The 14,751-nt window shown below is 38.4% G+C and carries 13 protein-coding genes; all 13 read right to left on the bottom strand.

Annotated elements, in window-relative coordinates; genetic code table 11:
* Positions 1 to 18 precede the first annotated feature (18 nt).
* The 13 genes from FH508_RS02670 to glpX all read right to left on the bottom strand — a co-directional run bounded on the left by FH508_RS02670 (position 19) and on the right by glpX (position 14,657).
* On the bottom strand, positions 19 to 600 hold the full coding sequence (locus FH508_RS02670; protein ID WP_173478620.1) for a stage II sporulation protein R: 582 nt from the start codon (positions 598 to 600) through the stop codon (positions 19 to 21).
* 44 nt (positions 601 to 644) lie between these two features.
* Positions 645 to 1,505 (bottom strand): peptide chain release factor N(5)-glutamine methyltransferase, encoded by an 861-nt coding sequence (gene prmC / locus FH508_RS02665; protein WP_173478621.1) that lies wholly within the window; start codon positions 1,503 to 1,505, stop codon positions 645 to 647.
* Positions 1,492 to 2,568: a peptide chain release factor 1 gene (prfA, locus tag FH508_RS02660; protein WP_173478622.1), complete on the bottom strand. Its 1,077-nt coding sequence runs from the start codon at positions 2,566 to 2,568 to the stop codon at positions 1,492 to 1,494. Before prfA ends, prmC begins: the two co-directional genes overlap by 14 nt.
* Positions 2,569 to 2,819: 251 nt before the next feature.
* On the bottom strand, positions 2,820 to 3,392 hold the full coding sequence (locus FH508_RS02655) for a thymidine kinase (protein WP_139860591.1): 573 nt from the start codon (positions 3,390 to 3,392) through the stop codon (positions 2,820 to 2,822).
* A 288-nt stretch (positions 3,393 to 3,680) separates the two neighbouring features.
* Positions 3,681 to 3,884 carry a 50S ribosomal protein L31 gene (gene rpmE / locus FH508_RS02650; protein WP_004269457.1) on the bottom strand — a complete coding sequence of 68 codons (204 nt, stop codon included), beginning with the start codon at positions 3,882 to 3,884 and terminating at the stop codon, positions 3,681 to 3,683.
* 171 nt (positions 3,885 to 4,055) lie between these two features.
* The gene (locus FH508_RS02645; protein WP_173478623.1) at positions 4,056 to 5,105 is read right to left on the bottom strand and encodes an NAD(P)/FAD-dependent oxidoreductase; all 1,050 of its coding nucleotides are present in this window, start codon (positions 5,103 to 5,105) and stop codon (positions 4,056 to 4,058) included.
* 95 nt (positions 5,106 to 5,200) lie between these two features.
* Positions 5,201 to 6,235 (bottom strand): FecCD family ABC transporter permease, encoded by a 1,035-nt coding sequence (locus tag FH508_RS02640; protein WP_173478624.1) that lies wholly within the window; start codon positions 6,233 to 6,235, stop codon positions 5,201 to 5,203.
* A complete protein-coding gene (locus FH508_RS02635; protein ID WP_173478625.1) occupies positions 6,232 to 7,284 on the bottom strand; it encodes a FecCD family ABC transporter permease in 1,053 nt (350 codons plus the stop codon). The genes FH508_RS02640 and FH508_RS02635 overlap by 4 nt, the downstream gene beginning before the upstream one ends.
* Before the next feature lie 33 nt (positions 7,285 to 7,317).
* Positions 7,318 to 8,112, bottom strand: coding sequence for an ABC transporter ATP-binding protein (locus tag FH508_RS02630; protein ID WP_173478626.1), 795 nt, complete (start codon positions 8,110 to 8,112; stop codon positions 7,318 to 7,320).
* A gap of 19 nt (positions 8,113 to 8,131) precedes the next feature.
* Positions 8,132 to 9,856 (bottom strand): ABC transporter ATP-binding protein, encoded by a 1,725-nt coding sequence (locus FH508_RS02625; RefSeq protein ID WP_173478627.1) that lies wholly within the window; start codon positions 9,854 to 9,856, stop codon positions 8,132 to 8,134.
* Positions 9,857 to 9,984: 128 nt separating this feature from the next.
* Complete coding sequence (locus FH508_RS02620; RefSeq protein ID WP_173478628.1) at positions 9,985 to 11,892, bottom strand: AraC family transcriptional regulator; 1,908 nt, start codon at positions 11,890 to 11,892, stop codon at positions 9,985 to 9,987.
* Positions 11,893 to 12,271: 379 nt separating this feature from the next.
* Entirely contained in the window at positions 12,272 to 13,555 is a 1,284-nt protein-coding gene (rho, locus tag FH508_RS02615) for a transcription termination factor Rho (RefSeq protein ID WP_173478629.1), read from the bottom strand.
* A gap of 145 nt (positions 13,556 to 13,700) precedes the next feature.
* Positions 13,701 to 14,657: a class II fructose-bisphosphatase gene (gene glpX, locus FH508_RS02610; protein ID WP_173478630.1), complete on the bottom strand. Its 957-nt coding sequence runs from the start codon at positions 14,655 to 14,657 to the stop codon at positions 13,701 to 13,703.
* Positions 14,658 to 14,751: the final 94 nt, after the last annotated feature.

Below are 14,751 nucleotides of genomic sequence, written 5' to 3'. Positions count from 1 at the left end.
ATCTGAATTTGTGCACAATTATTCGAAAAATCCTTTTATCCATTCCCAAATAAAGAATGTTACTTGTTCTTTTTCCTCTGCCTTTTCTTCCTCTTTTTCTGGTTCACAAATAGACGGGAAAATGCTACACCACCAGTTATCACCACGTGCATCGCCTATTTTTACGACGATTGAATGGTACATATTTTGTGGATAAAACATTGCATCTTGTCTCTTCGGTGGAAATAAGTTATCCCCAAGTAACACTTGTGTACGCAATTGTGGATAATTTTCTTTTAATTCTGCCTCAATACTCTCTTTTAATGTAACAAAATTATCATTATCCACATTTGTAGTTGATCCTACTTGCATTAAATAAGGTTTTAAATCTTTCACAAGTTGCTCTTTTTCTAGCTGATCATCAGTTGTATTGCTATTTGCTATCACTCTTATACGAAAATCGTTTTCTTGTTCACTATTCGTAGCTTCCTTTGCAGAACCTATTAATGATGGAATATATAAAATACATAGTTGTAAAGCTATCGCCATAATTACTAGTCTAGCAAAAGCTAGCAAAATATTTAATTTTGAAAATCTAACAATCTTGTATTCGTTTAACATAAAAATCCCTCCTTGCTCAACATTGTTGTCAAGAAGGAGAAACTTTATACATCAATTTCACAAAAAATCATGCGCGGTTTTCCATTAATATCTTTTTCAACGGTAACAGTGGCTTGTGGAAAACTTTCTTTAAAAAATTTCGCTACCTGCTCTCCTTGTGTATAACCAATTTCAAGACCGATTAAAGCAGGCTTATTCATTAGAGCTGGGAGTTGTTGCGCTAATTTTCGATATAAAATAAGTCCATCCTCTTCTGCAAAAAGGGCGCTATGGGGCTCATGCTCCAGTACGATGCTAGACATGTCCTTCGCTTCTTCAAATGCTATATACGGAGGATTAGATAAAACAATATCAAACGTCTCTCCGATAAGAGGTGCCGTTAAATCGCCTAGACGAAAATCAATATCTGCCTCAAGTATTTGTGCATTTTTTTGTGCAGTAGCTAATGCTGCTGTTGATAAATCAGTTGCCACTACTGTTAGCTCTGGACATTCTAGCTTCATAGAAATGGCTATAGCGCCACTACCTGTCCCGATATCTGCTAGCTTTAATGATTTCTTTTGAAATAATTGATCGATACGATTGTTTGTTGCTAATACTAATTCCTCTGTTTCTGGTCTCGGAATCAGCACCGATTCATCCACAAGAAATGTCCGTCCATAAAATTCTTCACTACCGATACAATATTGTACAGGTCGCCCACTAACATGCTCTTCAATCAGCTTTTGAAACTGTTCACTTTGTTCAGCCGTTAACGAATCTTGTAAATGGAGCATAACACCCGAATATGTTGTACCCAATATATGTTGCATTACAATACGCCCCGCGGTTTCTTCACGTCCATTATCCACTAAAAAAGAAGAAGCCCAATCAAGGGCCTCCATCACATTTTTATAGGTCATCATTTAGTCGCTCTAGCTTGGATGCTTGCTCTTCTAAGATAAGCGTATCAATGATTTCGTCCAGTCTTCCTTCGACGATTTGATCAAGCTTTTGAATCGTTAAGCCAATACGATGGTCTGTAACGCGGTTTTGTGGATAATTGTATGTGCGAATACGCTCTGAACGATCGCCTGAGCCTACTGCGGATTTACGTGTTGCGTCGATTTCTTTTTGAGCTTCCTGCAAATACTTATCAGCTACACGTGCACGAAGAATTTTCATCGCTTTTTCACGGTTTTTAATTTGTGAACGTTCATCCTGCATCGATACAACAACACCTGTTGGTAAGTGGGTCATACGTACAGCAGACATCGTTGTATTTACCGATTGCCCACCTGCACCAGATGAAGCAAACGTATCTACGCGGATATCCTTTTCATGGATTTCAACATCAACCTCTTCAACTTCAGGTAAGCATGCAACTGTCGCTGTCGAAGTATGAATACGGCCTTGTGATTCTGTTGCTGGTACACGTTGTACACGGTGTGCACCATTTTCAAATTTGAATTTCGAATATGCGCCTTGCCCATTGATCATAAAAATGACTTCTTTATAGCCGCCCATTGGGTTTGGCGTTGCTTCCATAATGTCAATTTTCCAGCCTTGCGTCTCAGCATAACGTGAATACATGCGGAATAAATCTCCTGCGAAAATATTCGCCTCATCACCGCCAGCTGCTCCACGAATTTCCATAATTACGTTTTTATTGTCATTCGGGTCTTTTGGAATTAACAATACGCGTAGACGTTCTTCTAGCTCTTCTTGCTGTTCTTTTAACGAGTTGAATTCTTCCTTTACCATCTCATGCATATCAGGATCTTTTTCGTTATCTAACATTTCACGAGTATCAACTAGTTGCTCTTTCACGCTTTTATATTCACGATAAGCATCAACTGTTTCCTGAATATCCGATTGTTCCTTTGAATATTCACGTAATTTTTTACTGTCGTTTACAATATCTGGATCACTTAAAAGCTCATTTAGCCTTTCATAACGATCTTCTACTGCTTGTAGTCTATCAAACATGGGCTTCACCTCTATTTAGTTCATTTATCTATATCCAGTAGGAATCCGCCTCCATTAAAGATAGTGAGACGTATTTTTTACTCTATTCGTTTTAAACATTCCGCCTACAATAGAGTGTGACGAAAATTTGTTTAGGCGTAGTAGTCATGCATTATTTCCACTACTTAGTATAAGGAAAATTCAGCATGTATGCTACATTTTCTTCGGTCAACTGCTTAAAATCATTAAGCTTTCTTCCGATTAAAGGTATTTCAAAGCGGTGGATGTGCGTGGCATTTACGGCAAACAGGATAGTAAGCATCGTTACCACCAATTTTTATTTGGTCACCTGTATAAACAGGTTTGCCATTTTCATCGACACGCAAGTTCATTGTTGCTTTTTTATGACAGAACCAGCAAATCGTTTTCATTTCTTCAATTTTATCTGCATATGTAAGCATGTACTGACTACCTTCAAATAATTCATTTTGAAAATCATTCTTCAGGCCAAAGCCCATAACAGGGATGTCTAGTTCGTCGACAATATTAGCTAATTGTAGCACATGAGCCTTTTTTAAAAACTGCACTTCATCTACAAGAACACAGTATGGTTTTACAACATTGTTTTTTACAAGTTCAAAAATATTCGTATCCTCATAAATTGGAATAGCTTCTTGTCGTAAACCTACTCGACTTGAAACAAAACCTACCTCATCTCGCGTATCGAGCCCAGATGTAAACATCATGACAGGCTTTTGCTGTTCTTCATAGTTATGTGCAACTTTTAAAATTTCAATTGATTTACCACTATTCATCGCACCATGTTTATAGTATAGCTGTGCCATAGTATTTTCTCCCTCTCTATTTTCAATGATGGATTTTGAAAGGAATTATTTTAGCAATTAGCTTAAATGCTTGCACCATAGTGTTAATTTTTTATACCGAACCTACTGTCAGTATCGAATGGATTTGCGCTAGCTTAAGCACATTTCAAAATCCGGTCTTTGTTTTATTGGACGTACGTGCAACGCTGTGGAAAATCCAAATACGTCAAGACGCAAATGAACGTATGCACATTTTTATACTGAAAAAAATACCTGCCAAGCACATGCTTGGCAGGTATTAAACTAACATTAGTTTTTAAGACCGTATTTTTTGTTGAAACGATCCACGCGACCATCAGCAGACGCGAATTTTTGACGGCCAGTGTAGAATGGGTGACATTCGTTGCAGAACTCGACAACGATGTTTTCTTTCACTGAACCAGTTTTGAAAGTGTTACCACAAGAGCAAGTTACTGTTGCTTCTTTGTAGTCTGGATGAATTCCTTGTTTCATATTCGTTTTCTCCTCTCGCCCTGAACCATCTGGAACAGAGTATTATCGAACTGCACCTTACATAGCCCGAATATGTCGGCTACATATGTACACGTTGCATACTTTTGAAGTATAGCATAGTTATTTTATTTTTTTCAAGCAAAAGATATTAAAAAACGATTATTACAATATTTAACCACGCACTTCGCGATAATCATTATCTACTAATCCTATTTGTTTATTGCGCTCTTTAAATCGAATATTATGCGAAGATACATACGCCACTTTTGGGGCATCTGGCTCTAAAAATAATTTTGCACTATTTAACGCTAAAATACCATCCGTAAACGCGCCAGCAATTAATCGTACTTTACTAGGATGATCAATAAAATCACCTGCACCATAGATGCCTTCTATATTCGTTTCACGTTTCTCATTGACGATCGCCACACCATCTTGAATTTCTAATCCCCATTCCTCAAGTGCACCATAATCACATTTTAAGCCATGATTCACCACAACCGCATCTACTTGCACGCGTTCCATTTCATCTGTTTCTTTATTGACAATGGACACATACTGTATAACATCACCATCACTATGTAATTGCACCACTTCATATGGTGTTTTTACATTGATAGAGGATTCTCGCATACGTAAAACATTTTTTTCATGACCACCAAATTCATCACGACGATGGACTATTGTTACACTAGCAGCAATAGATTCTAGTTCATTCGCCCAATCGACAGCGGAATTGCCGCCACCTGAAATCAGGATATGTTTATTGCGGAAAATCTCTAATTCTTGCACAGTATAATGTAAATTCGTTACTTCATAGCGGTCTGCACCTTCAATTTCAAGCTTTTGCATTGACAGTACACCATAACCGACCGCTAAAATGATTGCTTTGGAATAATGCTTTTCGCCTGTTGCGGATGTTAAAATAAATGTCCCATCACTGAGCTTTTCTAATTTTTCTATCTTTTGATTTAAAACAATTGTTGGATCAAACGTTTTTGCCTGTTGTATAAGCTGCTGAATCAACTCGCCACCTAAAATAGGCTTTACGCCTCCGACATCCCAAATCATTTTTTCAGGATAAATAAGCATGCGACCACCCAACTGTGAGCTAAATTCGATAATTTTTGTTTTTAAATCGCGCATCCCGCTATAAAAAGCTGTATATAATCCTGCTGGTCCACCCCCAACAATTGTTACATCATACAATTCTTCTGGCATGTCTTTCTCCCCTTTTCTACTTATAACGTTTGCCTTTTCTATTGTTCCCAAAGGTAATGATATTCATTCTCAATTAAAAATATGCGGAATCTATTTTATTCCTTTAATCGAGCTAATAAAAATAAAAAATATGGTGCCCCAAAAACTGCTACAACAATTCCAGCTGGTATTTCAGAAGGCTCTAAAATTGAGCGCCCTACCGTATCAGCTAATAACACTAAAAAGCCACCTAAAAGTGCTGAAGTCGGAAGCAAAAATTGATGGTTTGCTCCTACAAGTTGACGAGCTAGATGTGGTGCAATTAATCCAACAAAGCCAATTCCACCGCTAACAGAAACACTAGCTCCAGCTAATCCAACTGATGCGGCTAATAGCCAACGACGTTCCTTTTCAATAGAGGCACCTAATCCAATCGATGTTACTTCTCCTAGATTGAGTATGTTTAACACCCGTGATTTCATGTAAATAAATGGTAAAAAAATTAATAACCATGGTAATAAGGATAGGACAAACCTCCAATTTGAACCCCAAATACTACCTGCAAGCCACGTAGCTACAAATTGATAATTTTCAGGAGTAAGGCGAAGTGTTAACACAATCATTGCTGAACTAATGCCAGCTGCCACCGCAACACCCGTTAAAATTAAACGCATTGGTGTTATACCTTCATGGCGCTTAAAAGACAAAGAATAAATTAACACAGCTGTTAACCCTGCCCCTATAAAGGCTAGTACTGGTAGCAAATAGATGGGTACTGATTTAGTCGTTGGGAAAAACGAAATATAAAGCATTACAGCTAAACCAGCTCCTGCATTAATACCTAAAATACCTGGATCTGCTAATGCATTTTTTGAGATGCCCTGTAAAACAGCTCCTGCTATTGCTAAGCCCATCCCTACTAAAACCCCAATGACAATTCTAGGAAGCCTAAATTGAAATAATATTAATTGCTGTTGCGCATCACCTTGTCCAAAAAGCGTACGTATTACTTCCATTGGTGTCAGTTTAATTACACCCGTGTTCATGCTCATTACAAAGGTAACTACTATTAAAACGATTAGAGTAGCTATTATAAGGAAGTTTTTCCTTCTGACGTTTTGTTGATTCTGTGTTAAAAAGTCGTTACTCACAGTTCCTTTCCTCCTTTTCGGGCTAAATAAAGAAAGAATGGAACCCCAATTAAAGCAATTAATGCACCAATCGGCGTTTCGTAGGGTGGATTAATAGTACGCGCAACTAAATCAGCAAGTACAACAAGTAATGCTCCATATACTAATGAACAGGCGATGATCCATCGATAATCATGTCCTACTATGTATCTCGTAAAATGGGGAACAATTAATCCTACAAAACCAACAGCGCCTACAACTGAAACTGCTGCCCCTGCTAAAATTAAAACAATCACCATCCCCCACACTTTTACGACAACCGTTCGTTGGCCAAGCCCAATTGCTATTTCTTCACCTAAGCTTAGCAATGTAATTGAGCGGGATAGCATAAGCGCACCAATCATCGCGACCAATATCCAGGGCGATAAAATTCGAAGATGACTCCACATCGTACCAGATACTCCACCCGCATACCAAAATGCTAAGTCTTGTCCAATGCGGTAATAAAGCGCAATGCCTTCACCTAACGCACCAAGTAAAGCACTTACAGCAGCGCCAGCAAGAACGAGACGCATAGGTGTTAAGCCACCTTTAGATAATGAGCCAACACCATAGACTATCGCAACGCCGAGACCTGCACCTACAAACGACCATAAAATTAAATACATATAGGGCATGCCAGGAAAAAAGGCAAAGCAGACAGCAAGCATAAATGCCGCTCCAGAATTCAATCCTAATAACCCTGAGTCCGCTAAAGGATTGCGCGTCATACCTTGCATGATTGCACCAGCAACTGCGAAGCTTGCACCTACTAACGCTGCTCCAAGTACTCGTGGCAAACGAATATCATGAATAATTTGATGTGTTGTTAATTCTGGTGAAAATTGCGTAATTGCCGTCCAAACAGTACTTAATGAAATATCTGCTGCCCCTAAAGAGATGGCTAAGCCAATGGCAAATACTAATCCAATAACTCCTAAAATTAAAGCTACTATTCCGCGTATTGGGTGAGATTGTTTTTGTAGCTCAGCTATATCACTGAGCCCTTCTACTCCTGTCGACGCAGTCATTCTACTTCCTCCTCTTAACTTCCAATGCTCCGCTTAATCTTTCATATTGTATAGCTGATACGATAGACAAATTGGATTTTTACTATATGGACAGACAGCCATTTCTGCATTGATATTGAACACAGTTTGTAAATTCTCCTTTGTCATCACTTCTTGAGGGCTGCCACTTACGATTAATTTCCCGTCACGCATCGCCATCATAAAATGAGAAAAACGAGACGCATGGTTTAAATCATGCAATACCATAATAATTGTCCGTCCCTCTTCCCGATTCAGTTTTTCAAGCAATAATAAAATATCTAACTGATGTGCTAAATCTAAATAGGTAGTCGGTTCGTCCAATACTAAAATATCCGTACCTTGGGCTAATGCCATGGCAATCCAAACTCTTTGGCGCTGACCACCTGACAATGCTTCTATTGGCCGATCACAAAACTCTCTCAGTCCTGTAACATCAATGGCCCAATGAATATATTCATAATCTTCCTTACGCAATGTCCCCAACCCTCCTTGATGAGGAAAACGGCCATATGATATTAATTCAAAAACAGTTAATCCCCCAGGAGCTGTTGCTGTTTGAGGTAAAATTGCCATCTTTTTTGCCACTTCTTTTGTCTTTAATTGATGAATGGCTTTACCGTCCAAAAAGACAGTACCGTTTTGTGTTCGTAATACACGCGCAATAGCCTTTAATAAAGTAGATTTTCCACAGCCATTTGGGCCAATTATTGTTGAGATTTGTCCTTTAGGAATGGCCACACTGAAATCATCCACAATAAGCATCGAGGAGTAACCAATTGCCACATGTTCGATCTCCAATACTGACATACAAAACTTCCTTTCGTTTTTAGATTTGCAAACCAAATTGTGCTGTGTACAAACCGTAATATGCGTTTTTCCTAGCCATTAATTGTTCATGTGTTCCTTCTTCTATAATCCCCTTTTTCGAAACAACGACAATACGGTCTGCATCTTTTATTGTCGCCAAGCGGTGTGCAATGACTAATGTTGTACGTCCTTTGGAAAGTTCTTGTAATGCTTGCTGAATAGCCTGTTCTGTTTCTGTATCTAAAGCGGAAGTGGCCTCATCCAAAATTAATATTTTGGGGTTTTTCAAGAAAATACGTGCTATAGACAGCCTCTGTTTCTGTCCACCTGATAACTTCACGCCTCGTTCACCAATTAACGTATCCATTCCATCTGGTAATGCTTGTATCATCTCTTCAAGCTGTGCTCGTTTTGCCGCATACCAAATATCTTCTTCACTCGCCTGTAAATCTCCGTATGCAATGTTTTCTCGAATCGTACCATCAAATAAAAAAACATCCTGTTGTACAATGCCGATATGGGAGCGTAATGAATGAAGCTTAAAATCGCGTATATCTAGCCCATCGACTTTTATTGAACCTTCACTCACCTCATAAAAGCGTGGGAGTAAGCTACAAATAGTTGATTTCCCCGCTCCAGATGGACCAACAAGCGCTACTGTTTCCCCAGAGTGAATCGTTAAATTAATATTATTTAATGTGTGCTCTGTATCGGTGTAACCAAATGAAACTCGATCAAACGTAATATTGCCATCAATAGACTCTACTTGCTTAGCTTTTGGATGGTCTTCAATTTCTGGGGCTGTTTCTAAAAAATCAATATAGCGTTTAAAACCAGCCATGCCCTTTGGATAACTCTCAATAAACATATTTATTTTGTTAATTGGACCGAGTAAAATTCCAGAGAGAAGAATAAAAGCAATAAATTCGCCATTCGTTAAATAGTCCTTTAATACAAAGTATGCGCCGACAAATAGCGTAAATAATGATAAGACTTTCGTTAAAATACCAGAGATTGCTTCATTCCAAGCCATCACCTTATAAGAAAACAATTTGGTTGCTCGGAATTTTTCATTATTCTTTTTGAAGCGGTTTTTTTCATGGTCTTCGTTTGTAAATGCTTGAACTACTCGAATACCGCTGACGTTATTTTCTACACGAGCATTAAAGTCCGCAATATCGCTGAACATTTGATGAAATGCTTTCGACATAAGCTTGCCAAAAATAATCGTTAGTACAAGAATAATGGGTACAAGAATAAAGATTAATAGCGTAAAGGTAGGATCAATATAAAACATTACGCAAAAGGAACCGATGATTGTCATCATTGCAACAAACATATCTTCTGGACCATGATGGGCAAGCTCACCGATGTCCATTAAATCATTTGTTAAGCGTGAGACAAGATGTCCCGTTTTATTGTTATCAAAGTAGCGGAATGAGAGCTTTTGAATATGATTGAACGCTTCCCTTCTCATATCCGTTTCAATATTGATGCCTAGCATATGCCCCCAATAGGAAACTATAAAATCTAAAATCGAATTAAAAATATACAGCAATAACAGCAAACCACATGCCATCATAATCCACTTTAATTCACCATCTGGAAGAATATCATCAATGACTTTATTTAAAACTAATGGAAATGCCAGCTCAATGAGGGCAACTAAAATTGCACAGGAGAAATCTAATAGAAATAAGCCTTTATATGGCCTGTAATAAGTAAAGAAACGTTGTAGTAACATGGATGGAACCTCCTAATATACGACTAACAACTTTAAATTGCTCATACTTGTTTATGATTTATTTAATGAAAGCTACCTAATCTTAAAACTAGGTAGCTCACCTCATATATTTTCCGCAATTCTACTTGTTATTTTTCCTGCGATTTTGTAAATTCCACTATTTTATTCGCTAAATCTTCTGCTTGATGGAGTCCAGATAACGGATCAGAAGCAAAATAATATTCGGCTTCTAAAGGAATTGTTTTATTATTTTTGACAACATCAAGATTTGTCCAAGTTGGAGGGAATTGCCCACCTTTATTAAAGAAATTAATAACGAAGACGTAATCGCCAACATAGTCACCTACTACTTCATAGGAGATATCATAGCGGCCACCGTTAGATTCCTTTGTATCAAAAAGCTCCTGAACTTTTTCTTGTGGTTTTACACCAAGAATTTGATACAGCGCTCGGCCACCTGATACGCTTGTATTCCCTACAACCGTTGCATTTTTTTCAAATACATCAAAAATTGTAAAGGTAGCACCTTCTGGTATCGCATCATTTATTTTTTGTTGTGCATTCGTTACGCGATTTTCAAAATCTTTGACAAATGCGTCTGCTTCTTCCTGTCTTCCTAAAAATTCGCCCATTGCTTTGACCTCATCAGTCGCAGATTTATAGGCTGTATCAGAAAAGACGATCGTCGGTGCAATTTTTTCATATTTTTCAACATCTTCTGGATTCCAAGTAATGATTAAATCTGGCTTTAATTCTAAAATCTTTTCTAATGAAGCATTTCCGTCTGTCCCGATATTCGTAATTTCACCGTCTTTATAGTACGATTTTAAAAATGCTGCATAGTCTAAATTAGCTACTACAGCCCCAACAGGCACAACATCTAATGCAAGTATTTGTCCAAGATACCAGTCTGTCACAATACGTTGCGCTTTAACTGGAATCTCTACTTCGCGCCCACTATCATCCGTTATAGTTCTAGTCTCGGACTCTTCCGTTTTAGGTACACTATCATTATTTTCAGCTGGTTGTTTTGTATCCTCGCCACATGCTGCTAGTAAAACTAACAAACTTAGTAAAAAGGGCGTCTTTATATGTTTAAGCATTTTTTTCATCATGACTTCATTTTCCCCAATCTTAAATCGTTTTGCTTGCGCGAGCTGATTCTTATTGTATTGAAAATGATTCTCATTTGTAATAGTGAATTCGGACATAGCGGCTGTATATTTCAGCCTATAAATACTAGGCGCCATACTTGTCTCCTTTTTAAAGGCCCTACTAAAATAGTATTCATCCTCATATCCAAGAGAGATGGCTATTTGTTTAATGTCATATTGATTGGCAATTAAATATTGTTTCGCACGTTTAATTTTGAGTTGCTGCAAGTAAATTTGTGGCCCTATTCCATAACGAGCCTTAAACACACGTAATAAATGTCGTGTACTAATTTGAAGTGAATCAGCGAGCGTTTGGATTAATAACGGCTCTTGAACATGCTCTTCTAGATATAAACGTGCTAATTCTACTTTATCCATTTCATGTGGCTTCCCCTGCCCTTCAGTTAGCTCTTGAAATATCCGATAAATGAGCTTGTAAAAGGATGCTTTGACAAATAAATGGTCATGAATAGAACCTGTCTGCCACTTGATAAACATATCTTGTAGTAACGTATGAATCGGAATTGGATTAGCAGGTATACATGAGAACTCCGTTTGAAACGGTTGATATTGCATTTGTAAATGTTGCATAAAAGCATCATCATAAATAACATCACCTTTATAGTGAATAAGAAAGTAGTTCAAAGGCTTTTTTGATTTTATATGTAATGTTTGGGATTTTCCAATATGAAAAATGCTAAATCGTTGTACATAATAAGGATTCTCTCCAATAACAATTTCTGCTTCCCCAACTGTAATGATTAATAACGAGCTGTATTTCATTACTTCTTTCTTTTGCCCCGAGTTGTTAACTACACATTCCATGTGTTTTACTTTGATATGGGCATTTTCCCATAGGAGCATGTAAGCATCGTAATTCATAGCGTTCTCCTCAACTAATAAGACATACCACCATTATATTGATAATGATTCTCAATTTCATTATACTTTTTAGAGAACAAGAAAAAAACACCAATTACTAACAATAGTTATTGGTGTCAGAGTAGAGATAAGCTCAATTCGTTGATTTCCGCTACGGGCGGACGCTTTCCGCGGGCACACACGTAAGCCGCAACCCTCGCTATCGCGCGGTCTGTTGCGTCTTACGTTCTGCGCTTTCCCGCAGGAGTCGTCCACCTTCGCTCCAATCAACTAGTAAAATTGTTTGAGTGCCTGGCACTTCCCGCAGCGGAAATCAACGGCAGTCAAATAACAAAATAAAGACACCATTCACTATTACTAGTCAATGGTGTCTACAATTTTAAAGAAGCCCTTTACCTTTAGTGGCTTTTTTCATATCTTCATTTAACTTTTCGAAAAATTCTTCGTTTGATTTTGTAGTGCGCAGCTTTTTCAAGAAACGCTCTGCAAAATCTGGGGCATCGGAAAATGTTTTTCGAATTGCCCATAGTTTCTCAAGTTGTTCTGGTTCAAGAAGTAATTCTTCCTTACGCGTACCTGAACGACGAATATCAAGCGCAGGGAAAATACGACGCTCTGCTAATTGTCGGTCTAGGTGCAACTCTAAGTTACCAGTCCCTTTAAATTCTTCATAGATTACTTCATCCATACGTGATCCTGTATCTACTAAAGCTGTAGCTAAAATTGTTAAGCTACCACCTTCTTCGATATTACGAGCAGAACCGAAGAATCGTTTTGGTCTATGGAAGGCAGCAGGGTCGATACCACCAGAAAGCGTACGTCCGCTCGGTGGAATCACTAAGTTGTAAGCACGTGCAAGACGCGTAATAGAGTCCATTAAAATAATAACGTCACGTTTATGTTCTACTAAACGGCGTGCTCGTTCTAATACGATTTCAGCTACCTTCACATGATTTTCTGGTACTTCATCGAATGTAGAACTCACGACATCCGCATTTACAGAACGCTCAATGTCCGTTACTTCCTCAGGGCGCTCATCGATAAGTAGGACGATTAATTCAGCCTCAGGATGATTCGTTGTAATGGCGTTGGCAATTTCTTTAAGTAACGATGTTTTACCAGCCTTTGGCGGCGCAACGATTAAACCACGTTGACCAAATCCTACTGGTGCTACTAAATCCATAATTCGAGTTGATAGATTACGCTGAGTAGTTTCAAGCTTAATTTGTCGATCAGGATATAATGGCGTTAACGCTGGGAAGTGAACACGTTCTTTTGCTACTTCAGGGTCTTCTCCATTTACAGCATCCACCTGTAGTAGGCCATAGTAGCGTTCATTTTCTTTAGGTGGGCGTACTTTACCAGACACCTTATCCCCATTACGAAGGTCAAAACGACGAATTTGAGAAGCAGAAATATAAATATCTTCTTTACTTGGTGAGTAATTTATTGGACGAAGGAAGCCAAAGCCTTCTTGCGAAACAATCTCAAGTACCCCTTCCATAAAGAAATAACCCTCTTGCTCTGAACGCGTTTTCAAAATAGCGAAAATTAATTCCTTTTTCGTTAGTTTGCTATAATACGAAATTTTGTATTGGCGTGCGAGGGCGTAAAGCTCTTTTAACGTCATGTTTTCTAATTGAGCGATTGTCAATGCAGACATATGCACAACTCCAGTCTTTTTCAAAATATAATGCATGTATTGGGGTAAACATAGAAGTTTAAGTAAAACTATGGGATGGTTTTAATGAAGAAGAAGGTACCTAGTGCAATAAGTTGCACTAGGTATATTTTAGAAGAAAATATTATTAATAGCTAGGTTTTTTATCAAGCGCGTGACGACCTTCTACAAATCGCACAGTACCTGATTTCGCTCGCATAACAACTGAATGTGTTAATGCGTAAGCTCCTTTGTACTGAACACCTTTTAATAGCTCACAATCTGTGACAGCAGTTGCGGCAAAAATCGCATCGTCACCTTTTACTAAGTCATCTAAGTAAAGAACTTTATCTACATCTACGCCCATTTGTTTACAGCGTTCTAACTGTTCTTCGTCCTCTGGCACTAATTTGGCCTGGAAGTCTCCGCCAAGGCATTTTAATGCAACAGCTGAAATAACACCTTCTGGTGCGCCGCCCATTCCAAACATAATGTCGATGCCTGTTTCATCAAATGCCGTGTTAATGGCAGCACCAACATCCCCATCTTGAATAAATTTAATACGTGCTCCCGCTTCACGAATCTCATCTACTATTGCTTGATGACGAGGGCGATCTAATAGAGTAGCTACTACATCAGAAATATCTTTGTTTTTTGCTTTTGCTACTTGTAATAAATTATAAGTAACAGAGGCATTAATATCAACTTTTCCTGCCGCTTCTGGTCCTACAGCGATTTTCTCCATGTACATATCTGGTGCATTTAATAGATTACCCTTATCTGCAATAGCTAATACAGTCATGGCACCATTCGTACCTTTTGCTACTATATTTGTACCTTCTAAAGGATCGACTGCTATGTCTACTTGAGGTCCGCCATTACGAAGGCCAAGCTCTTCACCGATATAAAGCATTGGCGCTTCGTCCATTTCACCTTCCCCAATTACTACTGTAGCATGCATTGGAATCGTATCGAACATTGAGCGCATTGCTGTCGTTGCTGCATCATCTGCCTCAATTTTCAAACCGCGACCCATCCATTTCCCGGATGCGATTGCTGCTGCCTCTGTTACTCGTACTACTTCCATCGATAAACTGCGTTCCATTGTTGTTTTGCCTCCCGTTATCGGCATGTTACATTGCGCCGAAACATTCAAATTACCTTTATTGTAACATAATTGGCTCGAAACTTTTACCTCA

Origin of the sequence: Lysinibacillus sp. CD3-6 (assembly GCF_006351725.2) — a bacterium.
In the GTDB taxonomy this organism is placed as follows: Bacteria; Bacillota; Bacilli; order Bacillales_A; family Planococcaceae; genus Lysinibacillus.
The sequence above is the reverse complement of the archived record's forward strand: the minus strand, read 5'-3'. Positions and strand labels throughout refer to the sequence as shown.